The sequence below is a fragment of the Citrobacter sp. CK198 genome, from assembly GCF_030333295.1.
Taxonomy (GTDB): domain Bacteria; phylum Pseudomonadota; class Gammaproteobacteria; order Enterobacterales; family Enterobacteriaceae; genus Citrobacter_B; species Citrobacter_B koseri.
Window position 1 is genome coordinate 200,705 of record NZ_JAOWGE010000031.1, and the last position, 22,230, is coordinate 222,934.

18 protein-coding genes are annotated in these 22,230 nt (G+C 54.6%); 6 read left to right on the top strand and 12 right to left on the bottom strand.

The features are described 5' to 3' along the window. Positions 1 to 183: 183 nt before the first annotated feature. Positions 184 to 3,630: a transcription-repair coupling factor gene (gene mfd / locus OGY62_RS13340; RefSeq protein ID WP_286460082.1), complete on the bottom strand. Its 3,447-nt coding sequence runs from the start codon at positions 3,628 to 3,630 to the stop codon at positions 184 to 186. A gap of 129 nt (positions 3,631 to 3,759) precedes the next feature. After that, complete coding sequence (locus OGY62_RS13345) at positions 3,760 to 4,833, bottom strand: acyltransferase family protein (protein ID WP_012132800.1); 1,074 nt, start codon at positions 4,831 to 4,833, stop codon at positions 3,760 to 3,762. Positions 4,834 to 5,094: 261 nt separating this feature from the next. Here OGY62_RS13345 and lolC point away from each other — a divergent pair, with 261 nt between their 5' ends. Genes lolC through cobB form a run of 5 tightly spaced genes read left to right on the top strand, consistent with a single transcriptional unit; the run spans position 5,095 to position 10,013 of the window. Next, a complete protein-coding gene (gene lolC, locus OGY62_RS13350) occupies positions 5,095 to 6,294 on the top strand; it encodes a lipoprotein-releasing ABC transporter permease subunit LolC (RefSeq protein ID WP_024130430.1) in 1,200 nt (399 codons plus the stop codon). Next, positions 6,287 to 6,988, top strand: coding sequence for a lipoprotein-releasing ABC transporter ATP-binding protein LolD (gene lolD / locus OGY62_RS13355; protein ID WP_115609376.1), 702 nt, complete (start codon positions 6,287 to 6,289; stop codon positions 6,986 to 6,988). Before lolC ends, lolD begins: the two co-directional genes overlap by 8 nt. Beyond that, positions 6,988 to 8,232: a lipoprotein-releasing ABC transporter permease subunit LolE gene (lolE, locus tag OGY62_RS13360; RefSeq protein WP_024130429.1), complete on the top strand. Its 1,245-nt coding sequence runs from the start codon at positions 6,988 to 6,990 to the stop codon at positions 8,230 to 8,232. Before lolD ends, lolE begins: the two co-directional genes overlap by 1 nt. Positions 8,233 to 8,264: 32 nt before the next feature. Then, positions 8,265 to 9,176: an N-acetylglucosamine kinase gene (nagK, locus tag OGY62_RS13365; protein ID WP_110494339.1), complete on the top strand. Its 912-nt coding sequence runs from the start codon at positions 8,265 to 8,267 to the stop codon at positions 9,174 to 9,176. Positions 9,177 to 9,191: 15 nt separating this feature from the next. Continuing rightward, positions 9,192 to 10,013 (top strand): Sir2 family NAD+-dependent deacetylase, encoded by an 822-nt coding sequence (gene cobB, locus OGY62_RS13370; RefSeq protein ID WP_047457485.1) that lies wholly within the window; start codon positions 9,192 to 9,194, stop codon positions 10,011 to 10,013. 101 nt (positions 10,014 to 10,114) lie between these two features. Here cobB and potD read toward each other — a convergent pair whose 3' ends face one another. From potD to potA, 4 genes are read right to left on the bottom strand one after another with little or no spacing between them, the layout of a single operon-like run. Beyond that, on the bottom strand, positions 10,115 to 11,161 hold the full coding sequence (potD, locus tag OGY62_RS13375) for a spermidine/putrescine ABC transporter substrate-binding protein PotD (RefSeq protein ID WP_012132794.1): 1,047 nt from the start codon (positions 11,159 to 11,161) through the stop codon (positions 10,115 to 10,117). 24 nt (positions 11,162 to 11,185) lie between these two features. Further along, on the bottom strand, positions 11,186 to 11,965 hold the full coding sequence (gene potC, locus OGY62_RS13380) for a spermidine/putrescine ABC transporter permease PotC (protein WP_012132793.1): 780 nt from the start codon (positions 11,963 to 11,965) through the stop codon (positions 11,186 to 11,188). Further along, positions 11,962 to 12,819 carry a spermidine/putrescine ABC transporter permease PotB gene (potB, locus tag OGY62_RS13385; protein WP_286460084.1) on the bottom strand — a complete coding sequence of 286 codons (858 nt, stop codon included), beginning with the start codon at positions 12,817 to 12,819 and terminating at the stop codon, positions 11,962 to 11,964. Before potB ends, potC begins: the two co-directional genes overlap by 4 nt. Beyond that, a complete protein-coding gene (gene potA, locus OGY62_RS13390; protein ID WP_012132791.1) occupies positions 12,803 to 13,939 on the bottom strand; it encodes a spermidine/putrescine ABC transporter ATP-binding protein PotA in 1,137 nt (378 codons plus the stop codon). Before potA ends, potB begins: the two co-directional genes overlap by 17 nt. 250 nt (positions 13,940 to 14,189) lie before the next feature. On the opposite strand from potA, the gene pepT reads away from it, so the two are divergent. Further along, positions 14,190 to 15,416: a peptidase T gene (gene pepT, locus OGY62_RS13395; RefSeq protein ID WP_047457474.1), complete on the top strand. Its 1,227-nt coding sequence runs from the start codon at positions 14,190 to 14,192 to the stop codon at positions 15,414 to 15,416. 109 nt (positions 15,417 to 15,525) lie between these two features. Here the strand turns inward: pepT and roxA are convergent, their stop codons facing one another. The 6 genes from roxA to mnmA all read right to left on the bottom strand — a co-directional run bounded on the left by roxA (position 15,526) and on the right by mnmA (position 22,203). After that, on the bottom strand, positions 15,526 to 16,647 hold the full coding sequence (gene roxA, locus OGY62_RS13400; RefSeq protein WP_024130427.1) for a [50S ribosomal protein L16]-arginine 3-hydroxylase: 1,122 nt from the start codon (positions 16,645 to 16,647) through the stop codon (positions 15,526 to 15,528). Between the two features lie 92 nt (positions 16,648 to 16,739). Then, positions 16,740 to 18,203 carry a two-component system sensor histidine kinase PhoQ gene (phoQ, locus tag OGY62_RS13405; RefSeq protein ID WP_286460085.1) on the bottom strand — a complete coding sequence of 488 codons (1,464 nt, stop codon included), beginning with the start codon at positions 18,201 to 18,203 and terminating at the stop codon, positions 16,740 to 16,742. Next, positions 18,203 to 18,874 carry a two-component system response regulator PhoP gene (phoP, locus tag OGY62_RS13410; protein ID WP_024130426.1) on the bottom strand — a complete coding sequence of 224 codons (672 nt, stop codon included), beginning with the start codon at positions 18,872 to 18,874 and terminating at the stop codon, positions 18,203 to 18,205. The genes phoQ and phoP overlap by 1 nt, the downstream gene beginning before the upstream one ends. Before the next feature lie 171 nt (positions 18,875 to 19,045). Next, positions 19,046 to 20,416, bottom strand: a complete 1,371-nt coding sequence (purB, locus tag OGY62_RS13415) for an adenylosuccinate lyase (RefSeq protein WP_012132704.1) — start codon at positions 20,414 to 20,416, stop codon at positions 19,046 to 19,048. 3 nt (positions 20,417 to 20,419) lie between these two features. Further along, positions 20,420 to 21,061 (bottom strand): high frequency lysogenization protein HflD, encoded by a 642-nt coding sequence (gene hflD / locus OGY62_RS13420; RefSeq protein ID WP_024130407.1) that lies wholly within the window; start codon positions 21,059 to 21,061, stop codon positions 20,420 to 20,422. Positions 21,062 to 21,096: 35 nt separating this feature from the next. Further along, positions 21,097 to 22,203, bottom strand: a complete 1,107-nt coding sequence (gene mnmA / locus OGY62_RS13425) for a tRNA 2-thiouridine(34) synthase MnmA (protein WP_024130406.1) — start codon at positions 22,201 to 22,203, stop codon at positions 21,097 to 21,099. Positions 22,204 to 22,230: the final 27 nt, after the last annotated feature.

Genomic DNA, 22,230 nt, shown 5'->3' on the forward strand with positions numbered 1-22,230 from the left:
AAAACGCGGGGATGGCAGAGAGCATTACGCCCGGTGACGCTGCGCTTACCGGGCCTACAGGGTATGCTTCCCGTAGGCCGGATAAGGCGATGTGCCCGGTGGCGCTGCGCTTACCAGGCCTACAGGATATGCTTCCCGTAGGCCGGATAAGGCGCTTGCGCCGCCATCCGGCGTCGTAGAGCGTTACGCCGCCGCGTTTTCTTCCAGTTGCGCCATAAACTGGCGCACCCAGTCCATACGCGTTTTACGCTCCGCTAGATCCTGAATAAACTTCAGGCGTGTCGGGCCGTCGAGGCGGAAGTGCTGCGGTTGTTTTTGCAACAGACCAATCAGCCAGGTTGGGTTAACGTGATTTTTCTCGGCAAACTCGATCGTACCGCCTTTCTCGTTGCCTTCCAGTTTTCGAATGCCCAGCGTCTGCGCCTGTTGGCGCAGACGCGCGATATCCAGCAGATTGCGCGCCGGGTCAGGCAGCAGTCCGAAACGGTCGATCAGCTCTACCTTGAGCTCCTCCAGCTCGTTTTCGTTTTTCGCACTGGCAATGCGTTTATAGAACGACAGACGCGTATTCACATCCGGGATAAAATCATCCGGCAGCAGCGACGGCATACGCAGTTCGACTTCCGTCTGCTGGCTGGTGAGGTCTTCCAGCGACGGCTCACGTCCGGCTTTCAGCGCATCCACGGCGTTCTCCAGCAGCTCCATATACAGCGAGAAGCCGATGGTCTCCATCTGCCCGCTCTGATCTTCGCCAAGCAGCTCGCCAGCGCCGCGAATTTCGAGGTCGTGGGTCGCCAGCGCAAAACCAGCGCCCAAATCCTCCAGCGAGGCAATGGCTTCCAGACGTTTTTGCGCGTCGGTCGTCATCGCTTTTGGATGCGGCGTCAGCAGCCAGGCATACGCCTGATGGTGTGAACGTCCAACGCGACCACGTAGCTGGTGGAGCTGCGCCAGGCCGAAATGGTCGGCGCGTTCAATGATGATCGTGTTCGCGGTTGGAATATCAATACCGGTTTCGATAATGGTGGTACACACCAGAACGTTAAAGCGCTGGTGGTGGAAGTCGTTCATAACGCGCTCAAGTTCGCGCTCGCGCATCTGCCCGTGACCAATCGCGATGCGGGCTTCCGGCACCAGTTCCGCCAGTCGGTCCGCGGCTTTCTGGATATTCTCCACGTCGTTATACAGATAATACACCTGGCCGCCGCGCAGAACTTCACGCAGGATAGCCTCGCGCACCACCAGGTTGTCATATTCGCGGACGAAGGTTTTTACCGCCAGACGACGGGCGGGCGGTGTGGCAATGATCGACAGATCGCGCATACCGCTCATCGCCATGTTGAGCGTACGGGGGATTGGCGTTGCCGTCAGCGTCAGAATATCAACGTCGGCGCGCATTGCCTTGATGCGCTCTTTATGCCGTACGCCGAAACGGTGCTCTTCATCGACAATCAGCAAGCCCAAATCTTTTAATTTCACATCGCTTTGCAGCAGCTTATGAGTGCCGATCAGAATGTCGATTTTCCCCTCAGCGACCTGCTCAAGGATCTGCGCTTGCTCTTTGGCGCTACGGAAACGGGAGAGCATTTCGATGCGCACCGGCCAGTTGGCGAAGCGGTCGCGGAAGTTATCGAAATGCTGTTGCGCCAGCAGGGTGGTAGGCACCAGCACCGCGACCTGTTTGTGGTTTTCCACCGCCAGGAACGCAGCGCGCATCGCCACTTCGGTTTTCCCGAAGCCGACGTCGCCGCACACCAGACGATCCATTGCCAACGGTTGGCACATGTCGCTCAGGACGGCGTTAATGGCCTGCGCCTGGTCTGGCGTGGTCTCGAACGGGAAGCTGTCGCAGAACAGTTGATACTGCTCGCGATCGTGCTTAAAGGCGAAACCTTCTTTCGCCGCGCGCTGGGCGTAAATATCTAGTAGCTCTGCCGCCACGTCGCGCACTTTCTCCGCGGCTTTCTGTCGGGCGCGAGACCAGGCGTCGCCGCCCAGTTTATGCAGCGGCGCGTTCTCTTCGGCGCCTCCGGCATAGCGGCTGATGAGATGTAAAGATGACACCGGTACGTACAGTCTGGCGTCGTTGGCGTAGGTGAGCATCAGGTACTCGCCCTTGATGCCGCCGGCTTCCAGCGTCGTCATACCCGCATAACGCCCCACACCATGCTCAAGGTGTACCACCGGCTGGCCAGGATGCAGTTCCGCCAGGTTGCGGATCAGCGTGTCGGGGTTAATCGTGCGACGTGAGTCCTGACGGCGACGCGCAACGCGTTCACCCAGCAAATCGCTCTCGCAAATAAGCGCCAGATTACGCTGCGTATCAATGAAGCCATGTTCCGCAGCGCCAATCATCAGGTAACGTCCGGCGTCGAGCGCCTCATCCAGGCGCAAAATTCGTTTGGGTGAAATTTTAATACGGGCGAGCAGTTCCCCGAGCGCTTCGCGGCGGCCTTCGCTTTCTACGGAGAAAATGACCGGCCCGTTGAAGGATTCAAGAAATCTACGCAGCGCGTCCAGCGGCGCTTTTTGCTGCGCCTGTACCGCCAGATCCGGCAGTTTCTGGAAACCCAGATTGGTATTCGCCGCCTTACCTGGCAGATGTTCGGTTTTTAACTGTACGCGGGGCCAGCGTTTGAGTTCGGAGAACAGCTCATCGACCCGCAGCCACAGGGATTCTGGCGGCAAAAGCGGGCGCATAGGATCGACGCCACGGTTTTCAAAACGCGCCAGGGTATCGGCCTGGAAGCGTTCAGCGCTGTTTTCCAGCGCGCCGGTATTCACCAGCAGCGTGTTCGCCGGGAAGTAGCTGAACAGAGGCGGCAGCGGCTCGTTGAAGAACAGCGGCTGCCAGTATTCGATCCCGGCAGGCAGCGTACCTTTACTGACCTGCTGGTAAATATGCTCGGCGTCGCGTTTAACTTCAAATGTGTCACGCCACTGGCTGCGGAACAGCTCGATGGCCGTTTTATCGGTCGGAAATTCATGCGCGGGCAGCAAATTGATGGCGTCGACTTCTTCCAGCGTACGCTGGGTATCGGCATCAAACAGGCGCAAACTGTCGATTTCATCATCAAAAAAATCAAGACGATAGGGCTGTTCGCTGCCCATCGGAAACAGATCCAGCAGCGCGCCGCGAGTGGCGTATTCACCGTGTTCCATGACTTGATCAACATGACGATAGCCCGCGCTATCCAGCTGTGCGCGCAGGGCGTCGCGCGACAAACGCTGACCCTTTTTCATCACCAGGGCGTGGCCGTGCAAATAACTGTGCGGGCAAACGCGCTGCATCAGCGTATTTACCGGAACAATCAATACGCCGCGCTGCATTGACGGCAACTGGTAAAGCGTGGACAGGCGTGAAGAGATGATTTCCTGGTGTGGGGAAAAGCTGTCGTAAGGGAGCGTTTCCCAGTCCGCCAGATTCATCACCAGTTGGTCGGTGAACTGGCGAACTTCGTCATGCAGGCGCAGGGCGTTTTGCATGTCAGGTGCAATAAGTACGATTGGGCCAGCATGGCGCTCGGCAATCTCCGCCACCAGCGTGGCGCAGGCGGCGCCGGTAAGCTCGCCCAACTGGCGCTGATCGCCGGGTTTGGTTGGCAGAGTATAACGTTGTTGTTCAGGCATAGTGGTTGCAGGATCTCTATTGGGTATACACCACACTATGGGGGCATATCACTGATAAGCAATGCTCTTTATTATCCGTGATCGTTTCTCTTTAGCAAATTGATTCGCCCCCGGGAGGGGGCGAAAAGATTAACGCGAATAGCTGGTAACGGCGGGGAGAGAAGGCGGAGAGAAGAAGAGATCGGCAAACAGGCGTTGCGAAATTTTTCGGACGGTAAGGCCCGTCAGCGTGCAAATCAGCAGACTGGCAAAGGGGTAAACCAACAGCAGAGCAAACTCAAGCTGCGGCGACCATGCCGCGCCGTTGATTTTCGGAATCAACGTTAAGCTGAACGCTTCGACCAGGATACGGTGGGTTGTATAGATAGCAATAGTGTTTGAGCCGATGACATTCAGCAGGCTGGAAGAACGCATGCCGAAGCGCTGCTCATACTGATAAAAAAGTTTCATGATCAGCACAATCGACACCAGTGAGAGCAGCAGGGATACATTAGCCAGCCAGGCGATGACGGCGAGCAGCGCAATGCCCGCAAACGCGATAGCATAACGACGCAGTGGGACATGCTTAATCCACTCCATCAGCGTGGCGCCAAACCAGGCGCCGAGGCTGTAGTAAGGCAGGTTGCGGATCACGCTGTTCATTCCCCACCACGGCGTCGGCACGAAGTTTATCGTCACGCTCAGCAGTACAAACAGTACGAACAGTGGTTTTGCCCATTGGCTGAAGACTTTACACAGCACAAAATAGACAACCAGCGCATACAGATACCAGAGGCTGGTGCTGGCCGTCAGCATTCCGTGAATAAACTCGCCGACGGACCCGGCATAAGCGGCGTTGGAGGCATTGTTGATGTCGCGTTCGGGCGCCAGCCAGTGGTTGAGCCAGCTAAGCGCCAGCCATTGCGCCACTCCCCAGAGCGCCAGTACCCAGACAATGCTCCAGATCCGTTTATCAATACAGGTTCCCCAGGGCACGCTGTCAATATAGCGGCGGATCAGATACCCGGAAATAAAGAAAAACACCGGCATACGAAACGGCGCCAGATAGAGGTTAAAGTAGATCCAGCATTTCGTCAGGATCTCCGATAACGGATACTGGAAAGCGGTCAGGTGGGGATAGAACGTAATCACAGAGTGATAAATGACCACCAGGCAGATGCATAACCCTTTGATTTGGTTGATCCACAATTCTTTTTGTTTCATCAGGACGGCGTACTCGTGTTATTCAACATAGCCTGTGATCCTGCGGGCGGGGATCGGTGTTGTAATGCGTAACATTCTGTATTTTATTTTTTTAAGATAAAGATCAGGGTCAAGGGTGAGTATCAAGGCAGGTATCTTCAGGAAGTTGATTTCTTGATACTTTTCAGAATTACGCTGACGAACACTTACGGTTCAGTCATTTACCCATTCCGCTTTCGCTTATATACTCAGGGCTTTGCTAACAGCAACCAGACGGATTTCATGTACCAACCTGTCGCTCTATTTATTGGCCTGCGTTATATGCGTGGGCGTGCAGCAGATCGTTTCGGTCGTTTCGTCTCCTGGCTTTCCACCATTGGCATTACTCTCGGGGTGATGGCGCTGGTCACGGTATTGTCGGTGATGAATGGTTTTGAACGTGAACTGCAAAACAACATCCTTGGCCTGATGCCGCAGGCAATTCTCTCGTCTGAGCAGGGCTCCCTTAATCCACAGCAGATACCCGAAAAAGCGGTTACGTTAAATGGCGTCAACCGTATCGCACCGCTTACCACGGGAGATGTCGTGCTGCAAAGCGCGCGTAGTGTCGCCGTGGGCGTGATGCTGGGTATCGACCCGGCGCAAAAAGATCCCTTAACGCCGTATCTGGTCAATGTGAAGCAAACCTCTCTTGAACCGGGCAAGTATAATGTCATCCTCGGCGAGCAGCTTGCCGGGCAGTTGGGCGTCAATCGCGGCGATCAAATTCGTGTGATGGTGCCTTCCGCCAGCCAGTTCACGCCAATGGGACGGCTGCCGAGCCAGCGCCTGTTTACGGTGATTGGCACCTTCGCGGCGAACAGCGAAGTGGATGGCTACCAGATGCTGACCAATATTCAGGACGCGTCGCGCCTGATGCGCTACCCGGCGGGCAATATCACCGGCTGGCGCTTGTGGCTCAATGAGCCGCTGAAGGTGGATACCCTCAGCCAGCAGACGCTGCCGGAGGGGACGAAATGGCAGGACTGGCGTGAGCGAAAAGGTGAACTGTTCCAGGCCGTGCGCATGGAAAAAAACATGATGGGTTTGCTGTTAAGCCTGATCGTCGCCGTGGCGGCGTTTAATATTATTACTTCGTTAGGTTTGATGGTGATGGAGAAGCAGGGCGAAGTGGCTATTTTACAAACCCAGGGGCTGACGCCGCGCCAGATCATGATGGTGTTTATGGTTCAGGGCGCCAGCGCCGGGATTATCGGCGCGCTGCTGGGGGCGGTGCTGGGCGCATTGCTGGCCAGCCAACTGAATAACCTGATGCCGATCATTGGCGCATTCCTGGATGGCGCTGCGCTGCCGGTGGCGATTGAACCGCTACAGGTTGTTGTTATTGCGCTGGTGGCGATGGCCATCGCGTTATTGTCCACGCTGTATCCTTCCTGGCGCGCTGCCGCCACCCAACCCGCTGAGGCTTTACGTTATGAATAAGATCCTGTTGCAATGCGACAACCTGTGCAAACGCTATCAGGAAGGCTCCGTGCAAACCGACGTGCTGCACAATGTCAGCTTCAGCATTGGCGAAGGCGAAATGATGGCGATTGTCGGCAGCTCCGGCTCCGGGAAAAGTACGCTCCTGCACCTGCTGGGCGGCCTGGATACGCCGACGTCGGGCGATGTCATTTTTAGCGGCCAGCCGATGAGCAAACTCTCGTCGGCGGCGAAAGCGGAACTGCGCAACCAGAAGCTTGGCTTTATTTATCAGTTCCATCACCTGCTACCGGATTTCACCGCGCTGGAAAACGTCGCGATGCCGCTGCTGATCGGCAAGAAAAAACCGGCTGAAATTACCGAGCGGGCGCGTGAAATGTTGCAGGCGGTGGGGCTGGATCACCGGGCTAACCATCGACCATCCGAACTTTCCGGCGGCGAGCGTCAGCGTGTCGCCATCGCCCGAGCGCTGGTCAACAATCCGCGCCTGGTGCTGGCGGATGAACCGACCGGCAACCTGGATGCGCGCAATGCCGACAGTATTTTCCAGCTTCTGGGTGAACTCAATCGCGCTCAGGGAACGGCGTTTCTGGTAGTGACTCACGATTTGCAGCTGGCGAAGCGAATGAGCCGTCAGCTTGAAATGCGCGACGGTCTGCTGACGGCAGAACTGAGCCTGATGGGAGCTGAGTAATGGCTTCGCCTTTATCGTTATTGATCGGCTTGCGCTTTAGTCGTGGTCGTCGACGCGGCGGTATGGTGTCGCTGATTTCCGTTATCTCGACTATCGGTATCGCGCTGGGCGTGGCGGTACTGATTGTCGGTTTAAGCGCGATGAACGGTTTTGAGCGCGAGCTGAACAACCGTATTCTGGCCGTGGTGCCGCATGGTGAAATTGAAGCGGTGAATCAGCCGTGGACTCACTGGCGCGAAGCGCTGGAAAAAGTGCAGCACGTACAGGGGATTGCAGCGGCAGCGCCCTATATCAACTTTACCGGGCTGGTGGAGAGCGGGGCGAATCTGCGCGCAATCCAGGTGAAGGGCGTGGACCCGAAACAGGAACAGCGCTTGAGCGCGCTGCCGTCGTTTGTGCAAAACCATGCCTGGGATAACTTCAGGGCGGGCGAGCAGCAGATCATCATTGGCAAGGGCGTTGCCGATGCGCTGAAAGTGAAGCAGGGCGACTGGGTGTCGATCATGATCCCCAATGCCAGCGCCGATCATAAATTGCAGCAGCCTAAGCGAGTGCGTCTGCATGTGACGGGGATTCTGCAACTGAGCGGTCAGCTCGATCACAGCTTTGCCATGATCCCTATGGAAGACGCGCAGCAGTACCTGGATATGGGGGCCAGCGTGTCCGGCATCGCGATTAAGGTCAACGATGTCTTTAACGCCAATAAATTGGTACGGGACGCTGGCGAAGTGACCGACAGTTACGTTTACATTAAGAGCTGGATCGGTACTTACGGCTATATGTACCATGATATTCAGATGATCCGCGCCATCATGTATCTGGCGATGGTGCTGGTGATCGGCGTGGCCTGCTTCAACATCGTTTCGACGCTGGTGATGGCGGTAAAAGATAAGAGCGGCGATATCGCGGTATTAAGAACCTTAGGGGCGAAAGATGGCCTAATCCGCGCCATTTTCGTCTGGTATGGGCTGCTGGCGGGTCTGCTCGGCAGTCTGTGCGGTGTGGCGATTGGCGTGGTCGTCTCATTGCAACTGACTCCTATCATTGAAGGCATCGAAAAGCTGATAGGGCATCAGTTCCTTTCTGGAGACATCTATTTTATCGACTTCCTGCCATCCGAATTACACTGGCTGGACGTTATTTACGTACTGGTTACGGCATTGTTGCTGAGCTTGTTGGCGAGCTGGTATCCGGCACGACGCGCCAGCAATATTGACCCCGCGAGAGTGTTAAGCGGCCAGTAGTCGCAGTACATAAGAACAAGGAGCGGTGCGTGATGTATTACGGGTTTGACATTGGCGGGACAAAAATTGCCTTAGGCGTGTTTGATAACGAGCGACGTTTGCGCTGGGAAAAACGCGTACCGACGCCACGCGAAGGCTATGAGGCTTTTTTAACGGCGGTCTGCGATCTGGTGGCGGAAGCCGACCAGCGGTTTGACGTAAAAGGTTCCGTGGGCATTGGTATTCCCGGGATGCCGGAAACGGAAGACGGAACGCTGTATGCCGCCAATGTTCCTGCCGCCAGCGGTAAACCGCTCCGCGCCGATCTCAGCGCCCGGCTGGATCGTGATGTTCGCCTGGATAACGACGCGAACTGCTTTGCACTGTCGGAAGCCTGGGATGATGAGTTCACGCAGTACCCGCTGGTCATGGGGCTTATCCTCGGGACGGGCGTAGGCGGCGGACTGGTGCTCAACGGTAAGCCGATCACCGGTCGCAGCTATATTACCGGCGAGTTTGGTCATATGCGTTTGCCTGTCGATGCGCTCACCCTGATGGGGTTCGATTTTCCTCTGCGTCGCTGCGGCTGCGGTCAACTGGGCTGCATCGAAAATTATCTTTCCGGCCGCGGGTTTGCGTGGCTGTATCAGCATTACTATCATCAACCTCTACAGGCGCCGGAGATTATTGCTTTGTGGGAGCAAGGTGATGAACGCGCGCGTGCGCATGTTGAACGTTACCTGGATTTACTGGCGGTCTGCCTGGGGAATATCCTCACGATCGTCGATCCCGATCTGGTGGTGATTGGGGGAGGATTATCAAACTTCACTGCTATAACAACGCAACTGGCAGACAGGTTGCCACGTCATCTCCTTCCTGTTGCTCGTGTACCGCGTATTGAACGGGCGCGACACGGTGATGCGGGCGGGATGCGCGGCGCTGCCTTCTTACATCTTACCGATTAATCAAAAGAGGTTGTTATGCAGTCGCGTCGGGCTCATCGATTAAGCCGTTTTCGTAAAAACAAACGCCATTTGCGTGAACGCCTGCGTCAGCGAATCTTTTTCAGAGACAGAGTGGTGCCGGAAATGATGGAAAAACCAAGAGTATTAGTTCTTACTGGAGCGGGAATCTCTGCCGAATCCGGCATTCGTACATTTCGCGCCGCTGATGGTCTCTGGGAAGAGCATCGGGTAGAGGATGTGGCGACCCCGGAAGGGTTTGCCCGCGATCCAGAACTGGTTCAGTCATTTTACAACGCCCGCCGTCAGCAGTTGCAGCGGCCTGAGATTCAGCCCAACCCGGCGCATGTCGCGCTGGCAAAACTGGAAGAGGCGCTGGGCGATCGTTTCCTGCTGGTGACGCAAAATATCGATAATCTGCATGAACGCGCGGGCAACAAGAATATCATTCACATGCACGGCGAGCTGTTGAAAGTGCGCTGCTCCCAGAGCGGGCAAATTCTGGACTGGACGGGCGATGTGACTTCAGACGATAAGTGCCACTGCTGCCAGTTCCCGGCTTCGCTTCGCCCGCACGTCGTGTGGTTTGGTGAAATGCCGCTTGGCATGGATGAGATCTATATGGCGCTGGCGATGGCAGATGTGTTTATCGCTATCGGAACATCCGGGCATGTTTATCCGGCGGCCGGGTTTGTGCATGAGGCCCGTCTGCACGGCGCGCATACGGTCGAGCTAAATCTTGAACCAAGCCAGGTCGGCAGCGAGTTTGAAGAGAAATATTATGGCCCGGCAAGCCAGGTTGTACCGGCGTTTATTGAGAAATTATTGAAAGGACTGTGATTTTTTTGCCGGATGGCGGCGAATGCCTTATCCGGCCTACGGTTTGCATTTATCCAGGCCCGATAAGCGCAGCGCCATCGGGCATTCTTTACAACGCTGAATTAGCGTCCCGCTTTTAGCTTCTGATAATACTCTTCATAGATAGCACTGGCGGAACCCACGTCGTTCTGCCATTCCCCTTTGTTGATGGTGTCGGCATCAGGGTAGAGTGATTTATCATTTGCCACTTCAGGGCTTAACAGCTTACGTGCGGCCAGGTTCGGTGTCGGATAACCGATGGTTTCCGCCACTTCTTTCGCCACATCCGGGCGCAACAGGAAGTTGATCAGCTTCAGCGCGCCTTCTTTGTTTTTGGCGTTCGCCGGAATAGAAAGGCTGTCCATCCAGAAAATACCGCCTTCTTTCGGCCAGATAACCTCAAGCGGCGTCCCTGCCTGACGTGCAACGTACGCAGAACCGTTCCACACCATCCCCAGGTTGACTTCGCCTTCCATATACGGGTTAGCCGGGTTGTCTGAGTTGAACGCCGCCACGTTTGGCATCAGTTTTTTCAGTTCGTTATACGCCGCTTCAATCTCTTTAGGATCGGTGGTGTTGCCGGAGTAACCCAGCTTACGCAGCGCCATCTGGAACACTTCACGCGCATCGTCAGTCAGCAGCAGACTGCCTTTATACTCAGGCTTCCACAGGTCAGCCCAACTGGTGACGGTTTTCGGGTCAATTTCGTCACTGTTAACGCCAATTGCCGTTGCGCCCCAGATATACGGGATGGAGTAGTCGTTATTCGGGTCAAACGGTTTGTTGAGCATTTCAGGATCGAGGTTGTGGAAGTTGGTTAACTTCGTTTTGTCGATCTTCTGGATCATGCCCTCTTTACGCATTTTATCGACGTAATAGGTGGAAGGCACCACCAGGTCGTAGGCGCCGTCTTTATACGTTTTCAGCTTGGCATACATGGTTTCATTCGACTCGTAGGTCGAATAGATAACCTTAATGCCCGTCTCTTTAGTGAACTGTTCCAGCAGTCCTGGTGGAACATACTCGGTCCAGTTGTAGAAATAGAGCGTGTTGTTGTCATCAGCGTGAGCGGCGCTCATGCCCAGTGCCAGAGCACCCGCCGCGAGCAGGTGGCGTGACCATTTTTTCATTTAACGTCCCCTGAATAGTGGGCCTCAACGGCCCTTGGTTTTATCACGAGCAATAAGCTGGCTGGCGATGACCATAACCAGCGACAGAACCAACAAAATCGTTGCCAGCGCATTAACTTCCGGTGAAACGCCGACTTTTACCATTGAGTAAATTTTCAATGGCAGAATCTCATAGCCAGGCCCGGTGACGAATGACGAAACCACCACGTCATCCATCGACAGGGTGAAACTGAGCAACCAGCCAGCCGCGACCGCAGGCATTGCCAGCGGCAGAATGATCTTACGCAAAATCGTGACTTCACTGGCTCCAAGGTCTTTTGCCGCTTCCAGCATCCGCACGTCAAACCCTTTCAGGCGCGAGTAAACGGTAACGACCACGAAGGGCAGGCAAAAGGTGATATGCGAAAACAGCAACGACCAGAAGCCCAACTGGATGCCGAGCAGCATAAACAGCACCAGCAGTGAAATCGCCATTACAATATCCGGCGACATCATGACGACGAACAGCATGCCGCTGACAAACGGTTTACCGCGAAAACGATAGCGATACAGCGCCACTGCCGTTAGCGAGCCGATGATCGTGGCAAAGGTGGCCGAGAACACCGCCATCGTCAGCGAGTGCTGTGCCGCCTGCAACAGGCTGTCGTTATTCATCAGCAGGCTGTACCAGTTGGTGGTAAAGCCCTGCCAGTTGATGCCAAAGCGCGAACTGTTAAAGGAATTCACAATCAAGATGATGATTGGAATATACAGGTACGCGTAGATAGCGGTCATAAAACCGCCACGAAGCAGTCGACCGATCATTCGAGTTCCACCTTCTTATTCAGCAGCCGCGATGCGCGCCAGTAAACCAGCAGCATCAGGCCCATCACAATCGTCAGCGTAATGCTGGTGGCTGCGCCAAACGGCCAGTCGCGAATGTTCAGGAACTGAACCTTAATAACGTTACCAATCAGCAGGTTCTTTGCTCCACCCATCAGGTCAGAGACATAGAACAGCCCCATCGCCGGCAGCATCACCAGTAGACACCCGGCGATGATCCCCGGCATGGTCAGTGGAATAATAATGCGAATAAAGGTCTGCAATTTACTGGCGCCCAGATCGCGGGCGGCCTCCAGCAGCGGCTTATCCAGTTTTTCAATGCTGGAGTAGAGCGGCATCACCATAAACGGCAGCAGGATATAGACCAGACCGATAATGACCGCGCCCGGCGTGAACATGATGCGGATCGGGGCGTCAATCACACCCAGCCACAGCAGGAACTCGTTGAGATAGCCCTTGGTGCTAAGAAAAATTTTCAGGCCGTAAATACGGATCAGCGAGTTGGTCCAGAACGGTACGATCAGCAAAAACAGCAGCAGCGGACGCATTTTTTCCGGCAGTTTCGCCAGAAACCAGGCAAAGGGATAGCCGAGCACCAGGCAGGCGAAGGTGGCGATGAGCGCCATATTGAGGGAATGCAGCAATACCTCAAAATAGAGCGGATCGAGCAGACGAGCGTAGTTATCCAGCGTAAAGACCATTTTGACGAAGTTCGCGTCATCACGGGTCAAAAAGCTGGTACCAATAATCATCAGGTTGGGCAGAAAGACAAACAACACAAGCCAACCAACGACAGTGACAATCACCACATTCTGGAATTTACTTGTGTTCTTCATCAGCCAGTACGACCTCCCAGCTTTCTACCCAATTAATGGCCATTTTTTGGTCGAGAGAGTGGTCGAAGTCAGGATCGTCTTCATTGAAGAATTCGCTGACCATCACCATTTTGCCATTTTCCAGTTCGACGACGGACTCCAGCGTCATGCCTTTGTAGTTGCGCTCGCGTACGTAGCCAATGAGACCTTCAATGTGGTTATCATCGTTAATTTCATCAACGCGCAGATCTTCCGGGCGTAACAGTACGTTCAGTTTCTGACCAGGAACGACGGCAAAGTTAACATAAATATTGCACTCGCGTCCTTCTACATTGGCGCGTACGCGTTGTTCGTCCAGACGTTCAATTACCGTGGCGTTAAACATGTTGATTTCGCCAATGAATCCGGCGACGAACAGGTTTTTCGGCTCCTCATAGATTTCTCGCGGCGTGCCGTCCTGCTCAATAATGCCGTCGCGCATCACCACGATACGGTCAGACATGGTCAGCGCTTCTTCCTGATCGTGCGTAACGAACACAAAAGTGATGCCCAGCTTACGCTGCAACGCTTTCAGTTCGTTCTGCATCTGCTTTCGCAGCTTGTAATCCAGCGCGGAGAGGGATTCATCCAGCAGCAATAAACGCGGTTTATTGACGACGGCGCGGGCGATGGCCACACGCTGCTGCTGCCCGCCGGAAAGCTGATGCGGCTTTCGCTGCGCAAACTCTTCCAGTTGCACCATGCGCAGAGCGTCGGTGACGCGAGGGGTAATCTCGGCGGCGGGGGTTTTCTGCATGCGTAAACCGAAAGCCACATTTTCAAATACGGTCATGTGGGGGAATAACGCATAGCTTTGAAAGACGGTGTTCACATAGCGGTGTTCCGCTGGAACGTCGGTGATGTCCTGGTTATCCAACATGATATGACCGGCATCAACATTTTCCAGACCGGCAATCAGGCGCAGAACGGTTGTTTTACCGCAGCCAGAGGGGCCAAGCAGCGTGAGGAATTCGCCGTTATTGATGGTCAGATTCAGATTAGAAATGACCTCTTTTCCGTCGAAGCTTTTGCGAATTCCCGCCAGTTGTACCAGCGGTGAAAGCGAACGCGGTTGTTTATTCAATTTTTTACTCTGTCCCATGTAGACGCAACGGATGGCTGACCGATGCGGGGTTTGTGGTTAACCACCTTGGTGACTCTTAATGAGGGCGGTCATTCTACGGCAAACCGCTAAAATCGCCAATCCTTGTTGCGAATTACTGGCTTAGCTTTATAGTCAGAAAAAGTGTCTACGCGAAATATTCTCGTTTGCAGGGATAAAAGTGACCTGACGCAATATTTGTCTTTTCTTGCTTATTAATAATGTTGTCACGAAAAGTGAGGGTGACTGCATGGATAAACTACTTGAGCGTTTTTTACACTACGTGTCGCTGGATACCCAATCAAAGGCGGGCGTACGGCAAGTGCCCAGCACTGAGGGCCAGTGGAAATTATTACATTTGCTCAAACAACAGCTCGAAGAAATGGGGCTGGTGAATGTCACGTTAAGTGACAAAGGGACCGTCATGGCGACGCTGCCAGCCAACGTTGCTGGTGATATTCCCGCGATTGGTTTTATCTCTCATGTGGATACCTCACCTGATTTCAGCGGTAAAAATGTGAATCCGCAGATTGTGGAAAACTACCGTGGTGGCGATATTGCGCTAGGGATCGGCGATGAGGTGCTGTCGCCGGTGATGTTCCCGGTTCTGCATCAACTGCTGGGGCAGACGCTGATCACCACTGACGGGAAAACGCTGCTGGGCGCTGACGACAAAGCGGGCGTGGCGGAAATCATGACCGCGCTGGCGGTACTGAAACAGAAAGACATTCCGCACGGTGATATTCGCGTGGCCTTTACGCCGGATGAAGAGGTCGGAAAAGGGGCGAAACATTTTGACGTTGAGGCTTTCGGCGCGCAGTGGGCTTATACCGTTGATGGCGGCGGCGTAGGGGAGCTGGAGTTTGAAAACTTCAATGCGGCCTCCGTGAATATCAAAATCGTGGGCAATAACGTACACCCCGGTACGGCGAAGGGCGTGATGGTGAATGCGCTGTCGCTGGCGGCGCGTATTCATGCCGAGGTTCCGGCGGATGAGAGCCCGGAGACGACTGAAGGCTATGAAGGCTTCTACCATCTGGCGAGTATGAAAGGCACAGTTGATCGTGCGGATATGCACTACATCATTCGCGATTTCGACCGCAAACAGTTTGAAGCCCGCAAGCGCAAAATGATGGAGATCGCTAAAAAGGTCGGGAAGGGACTGCACCCGGACTGCTACATTGAGCTGGTGATCGAAGACAGCTATTACAATATGCGCGAGAAAGTGGTCGAGCATCCACATATTCTCGATATTGCACAGCAGGCAATGCGTGACTGCGATATTGTGCCGGATATGAAGCCGATCCGTGGCGGCACTGACGGCGCCCAGCTTTCGTTTATGGGTTTACCGTGCCCGAACCTCTTTACCGGCGGCTATAACTATCATGGCAAGCATGAGTTTGTGACGCTGGAAGGGATGGAGAAAGCGGTGCAGGTGATTGTGCGTATTGCGGAGCTAACTGCGAAGCAGCAGTAATGGTGTCGTGGTGTGATGGCGCCGGATGGCGCTTCGATTATCAGGCCTACCGTGTGTAGGCCTGATAAAACGCGCTAGCGTTGCCATCAGGCTCAATCGCAATAACTTATTACCCTTCGAAGAACCAGTACCCGCTGTTGACCAGTGCGGCCAGCATTGCGAGGAACGACGGGTCTTCCAGCGCATCGCCAAAATTCTCGGCGGTCAGCACGATGTGACTGGAGAGCGCCTCCAGCGCCGGGCGGTGCGGAGAATCAATCTTCTCACCGTTGGCGTAGACCTCATCGCCAATGCGCAGGACGCGTAATCCGCCCAGACGCACCAGCACATCGCCTTGTTTCAGCGCATCATAGATCTCATCCGGCTGATACGGAGGTTCCGGCGGCGCGATGTCCAGTTCGTGACGAGACTGGGAGATAAATTCGCCAAACCACTGTTTAAAGTGTTCAGGCTGATTGATCAGGTCGAGCATCATTTCACGCAGCTTGTCCATCTCCTGCGGCAGAACGTCGGCAGGATGCTCGCGCGACGGGATATCCGGGTCGCTGTAATAGGTGCTGCCCAGTTCGCGTTGCAGAACGTAGTCGGCAAAACCGCTGATCAGTTCACGCGTATTCGGCGCGCGGAAACCAACCGAGTAGTTCATCGCGTTTTCCAGCGCGTAGCCTTCGTGCGGGAATCCCGGTGGGATATACAGAATATCGCCGGGCTCCAGCTCTTCATCAATGATGGCTTCAAAAGGATCGACCTGGAGCAGGTCCGGGTGAGGGCAATGCTGCTTCAGTTGCAGCTTCTCGCCTACGCGCCAGCGGCGGCGACCGGTTCCCTGAATGATAAAGACATCGTACTGATCCAGATGCGGACCCACGCCGCCGCCAGGGACGGAAAAGGAGATCATCAGATCGTCAATACGCCAGTCCGGCAACGCGCGGAAAGGGCGCATCAGCGCAGCGGTAGGTTCATGCCAGTGGTTTACGGCCTGAACCAGCAGCGACCAGTTGTTCTCGCCGAGGTGGTCGTAACTCTCGAACGGGCCGTGGCTGACCTGCCATTTACCATCCTGATGGCTGACCAGACGGCTATCGACTTCGCTTTCCATCGCCAGTCCCGCCAGTTCGTCAGGGGAGAGCGGATCAATGAAGTTGTTGAACCCACGTTTTAACACCACCGGGCGTTTTTGCCAGTGGCGTTCAAGAAATTCGGGCCAGTTAAGTGTTAATTGATATTCCATGTTGATTATCCGCAGGCTGGTATCTGACACCGATTATAACGGATGCTTAACGACATGCGGTGAAGAACATACATAAATATTACACGCCAGCGTCATTCATCGCGCTGAATCGGGTGCTGGCGACCAAAAATCACCTCCATCCGCGCTCCGCCGAGCAAACTGTCACCGGCGACGATCTTCCCTTCATATTGCTCAGTGATCTCACGGGCGACCGCCAGCCCCACGCCTTGCCCTGGTCGCAGGGTGTCAATGCGCTGACCGCGATCGAAAACCACATCACGCTTGCTTTGCGGAATGCCCGGGCCGTCGTCTTCTACCAGAATATGCAGATGCTCATCGGTCTGCTGGGCTGAAATTTCGACAAACTCAAGGCAGTATTTACAGGCGTTATCCAGCACGTTGCCCATCACTTCAACAAAGTCATTCTGCTCGCCGACGAAGCTGATTTCCGGCGAAATATCGAGGCTAATGTTGACCCCTTTACGCTGATACACCTTATTGAGCGCGCAGGTGAGATTGTCCAGTAACGGCGCTACGGGGTGCAGCTCGCGGCTGAGTAACACGCCGCTTCCGCGCATGCTGGCGCGATGCAGGTAATAACCAATCTGCTGGGATATACGGCTGATCTGTTCCAGCATGACCGGTTCGGCGTCGCTGACGCTCATTTTTTCGCTGCGCATTGAACGCAGGGTGCTCTGCAATACCGCCAGCGGCGTTTTCAGACTATGGGTGAGATCGGTTAACGTGGTGCGGTATTTATCATAACGTTCACGTTCGCTCTTCAGCAGCCGGTTGAGGTTGCGCACCAGGCTGGTCAGTTCCCGCGTGGTTTCCGGGTTGAGCATTTCGCGGTGGTGTTCTTCCAGCTCGCGCACTTCACGTGCCAGCGCTTCGATAGGGCGTAAACTCCACCACGCAGCGACCCAGAGCAACGGGATGACTAACAGCAGGTTTGCCGCCAGAACATAAATAAACCAGCTCCAGACCATATACGAGCGTTTCAGCTCAATGGGGATGGTATCGACAACCACTATCGTCAGTTGCGGCATCCGCGCGGTAGCCGGATAGACATTCACCGCCACGGAGTGGGTCATTTCCGCATCGTCGTCATCTTCCCGCACCTCTTTGAGCTGCTGTTGGGCGGAATGATCTTCACTCAGCAATGTGCTGGTGGCGTCGACATCGGCTTCAATTTCATGAAAACCGTTGGCTTTCAGCCATTCCGGCTGGATACGTTTCTCCAGCCAGGGAACGTTGCGCTGCGCCCATAACAACTTGCCGTTCTCATCATAGATCAGTGTCATCGTGGGGCTTTGCATATCGAGATTTTCCGGGATCTCGATATTGATTTTATTGTTTTGCCATGACGCGAGGGTGTAGAAAAGGTTGCTCTCACCGCGTAACAGGCGAAAGGTTGTCTTATCAAAACTGACGCTATAGCCAACCAGTGCGACCATGCCGTAGGCCAGAGAGAGCACCAGCACAACGCCTGCCGTCGCCAGCAGAAAGCGCAGGCGCAGCGATAAAGGAAAAAGATGACGCAGTAATTTATTCATTAGCGCAGTTCGAACAGGTATCCCTGACCACGGACGGTGGTAATCACATCATCAGGATATCGCGCCTGAATTTTTTTGCGTAAGCGCCCCATTAATACATCAATGGTATGGCTTTCACGCAGTTCCGCATCCGGGTAGAGCTGTAGCATCAACGAATCTTTACTGACGACTTTGCCATTATTGCGGATCAGCGTTTCCATAATGGTGTATTCAAACGCCGTCAGTTTTATCACTTCATCATTTACGGACAATTCACGGCGGGAGAGATCCACCTGAAAAGGCGGAATAGAGATAACCTGCGAGGCCAGACCGCTGTTGCGGCGCATTAACGCCTGCATACGCGCGACCACTTCTTCAATATGAAACGGTTTTGTCACGTAGTCGTCGGCGCCGGCGCTCAGCACTTCCACTTTATCCTGCCAGCCTTCACGGGCGGTTAATACCAGAACAGGAAGGGAAACGTCATTGCTGCGCCAGCGGCGGATCAGCGAAAGCCCGTCTTCATCCGGGAGGCCTAAATCGACGATGGCGATGTCCGGCAGATGCTCGTTAAGATAATAATCGGCTTCCTTTGCATCTTCTGCGTCATCAACCTGGTGCCCCAAATCCTGTAATTGAACCTTCAGGTGGTGGCGTAATAAGGCATTATCTTCGACAACCAGTACGCGCATCATCTTTTCTCCCTAAATTAACGGTATTAGTAGTTTAACGCTGATTATGTTGCGGCGGGGATAAACATTTCGTAAACCGGGGGGAGAGTTATGCCGGATGAGTCTCCGGCATTGGGGGCGCTGAATATCGGCCGGATAAGATGCGTTAGCATCGCTATCCGGCAGGGGGGATTACTTCAGCTCGTCAACCATAGTGATGGCGCGGCCAATATAGTTGGCCGGGGTCATCGCCTTCAGGCGCGTTTTCTCTTCTTCCGGCAGGGCCAGACTGTCGATAAACTGCTTCATGCCTTCGGCGTCAACACGTTTGCCGCGCGTTAACTCTTTCAGCTTCTCGTACGGTTTCTCAATGCCGTAGCGGCGCATTACGGTCTGGATCGGCTCTGCCAGCACTTCCCAGTTGTGATCCAGTTCATCCAGCAGACGATCGCGGTTCACTTCCAGTTTGCTTACGCCTTTCAGGGTGGACTGATACGCGATCAACGCATAGCCAATACCGACGCCCAGGTTACGCAGCACGGTGGAGTCCGTCAGGTCGCGCTGCCAGCGGGAAACCGGCAGTTTGCTTGCCAGGTGTTGCAGTACGGCGTTAGCCAGGCCCAGGTTGCCTTCGGAGTTTTCGAAGTCAATCGGGTTAACCTTGTGCGGCATGGTGGAAGAACCAATTTCACCCGCGATGGTTCTCTGTTTGAAGTGGTTGAGCGCGATATAACCCCAGACGTCGCGATCGAAGTCAATCAGGATGGTGTTAAAGCGCGCGACGCAGTCAAACAGCTCTGCGATGTAGTCATGCGGTTCAATCTGTGTGGTGTACGGGTTCCACTGGATACCCAGCGATGTCACAAACTCTTCGCTGAAATGGTGCCAGTCCACTTCCGGGTAAGCGGCAATGTGGGCGTTATAGTTACCGACCGCGCCGTTGATTTTACCAAGGATTTCCACCTGGTTTAACTGGCGGAACTGGCGTTCCATGCGGTAAGCCACGTTAGCCATCTCTTTCCCCATCGTGGACGGCGTAGCCGGTTGACCGTGGGTACGGGAGAGCAGGGGAATATCGCGATACTGAACGGACAGATCTTTTACCGCGTCGATCAGCTGACGCCAGTACGGCAGGATCACTTCGTCACGCGCGGTTTTCAGCATCAGCGCATGAGACAGGTTGTTGATGTCTTCAGAAGTACAGGCGAAGTGGATGAACTCCGAAACCGCATGCAGTTCCGGGATATCCGCCACTTTTTCTTTCAGGAAATACTCAACTGCCTTCACATCGTGGTTCGTCGTGCGCTCAATGGTTTTGATACGCGCGGCATCTTCTTCATTGAAGTTCGCGACGATCGTATCCAGGAAACCGTTTGCGTCGGCAGCAAAAGCAGGAACTTCCTTGATCGCTGCGTGCGCGGCCAGTTTTTGCAGCCAGCGTACTTCAACCTGTACACGGAATTTCAGCAAACCGTATTCGCTGAAAATCCCGCGCAGCGCGCTGACTTTATCGCCGTAGCGTCCATCGACAGGGGAAACGGCGGTCAGTGAGGATAATTCCATAGATCACAACTCCGGGGTTAAATGAGCAAGAATTTGTTTTGCCTGAGTGGTCAGGCGATTACGAGAAAACATTAATTGCAGGCGGCCACCGCCGACCTGGTGCCAGAGCACTGCGGCACGGATACCGGCCAGAAGCGAGGCGCGAACTTTTGCCTGCACCTGCGGGCTTTGCAGCACGGCGGGTGAGCCCGTCACCTGAATGCGTGGCCCCAGCGGGCTGATGACATCGACATAAATACCGGCCATCGCGCTCATCAGCGTTTCTGATTGCAGGTCAAAATGGTCAAGCTGACGCTGTAAGCCGTTAATGCGCTCGCCCAGCATGTCCAGCGCGCCTTTGGCAGCTGACAGTTTGCGCTCCAGCACCATCAGGCTTAGCGTATAGCGCGTCAGCTCTGCGTTCAGCCCCTGGCGGCTACTGGCATTCAGGACGCCGAGCAGGGTTTCCAGACCGAGGCGAAGGTTCGCTTCGCTGCCGCCGAATACGCCCAGCGTAGAGCTGGGGTTCATATCGATAACGCTGTTCAGTGAAACGTGTAGCGCATCGGCATCACAGTGCCCCTGGTGCGCCAGCTGTTGCACCAGGCGTGCTGACTGGCAAATACCTGCCAGTGCGAGGGTGATGTCATAATAATTCTTTGCCACGATCACTGCTTCCTTGTATCAGTTATAGAGAATAATTATACCGGCAGGGGCAGGCGCTGCTCGATAATACCGCCGCCGAGGCACACTTCTCCGTTATAAAAGACAGCCGACTGACCCGGCGTTACTGCGGCTACCGGCTCATCAAAAATCACTTCAATGCGTTCGTCATCCAGCGCTTTCACGGTGCACGGAATGTCGGTCTGGCGGTAGCGGGTTTTCACCGTGCAGCGCAGGGTGCCGCTAAACGGTTCGCGATCGACCCAGTGAAGCTGTTGGGCAATCAGGCCGACGGACATCAGACGTGGATGCTCATGACCCTGAGCGACAACCAGAATGTTGTTCTCGACATCTTTATCGACCACGTACCACGGATCTTCGGTGCCTTCTTTGGTGCCGCCGATACCCAGACCTTTACGTTGGCCCAGCGTGTGGTACATCAACCCCTGGTGCTGACCGATTTCGTCGCCGTCTACGGTGATGATTTTTCCTGGCTGCGCCGGGAGATAGCGACCGAGGAACTCGCGGAATTTACGTTCGCCGATAAAGCAGATGCCGGTAGAGTCTTTTTTCTTCGCGGTGATCAGACCGAGGTCTTCGGCAATTTTGCGTACCTGCGGTTTTTCCAGCTCACCGACCGGGAACAGGCTTTGGGCGATCTGCTCATGGCCGAGTGTGTAAAGGAAGTAGCTCTGATCTTTGTTACCGTCGAGCCCGCGCAGCAGGCGGCTTTTGCCGTCCACATCCGCGCGACGGACGTAGTGACCGGTGGCGATATAATCAGCGCCCAGATCTTCAGCGGCAAATTCGAGGAAGGCTTTAAATTTGATCTCTTTATTACACAGAATATCCGGGTTTGGCGTGCGGCCCGCTTTGTACTCTTCCAGGAAGAGTTCAAAAACGTTGTCCCAGTATTCTGCGGCAAAGTTTACGGTATGCAGTTCAATGCCAAGTTTGTCGCAAACGGCCTGCGCATCAGCCAGGTCGGCTGCCGCTGTGCAATATTCCTCACCGTCGTCCTCTTCCCAGTTCTTCATGAACAGGCCTTCTACCTGGTAGCCCTGTTGTTGCAACAGCCAGGCGGAAACGGAGGAGTCGACACCGCCGGACATGCCGACGATCACTTTTTTTGGGCTTTCTGACATTGGAATACTCACGACATTGAACTTCAA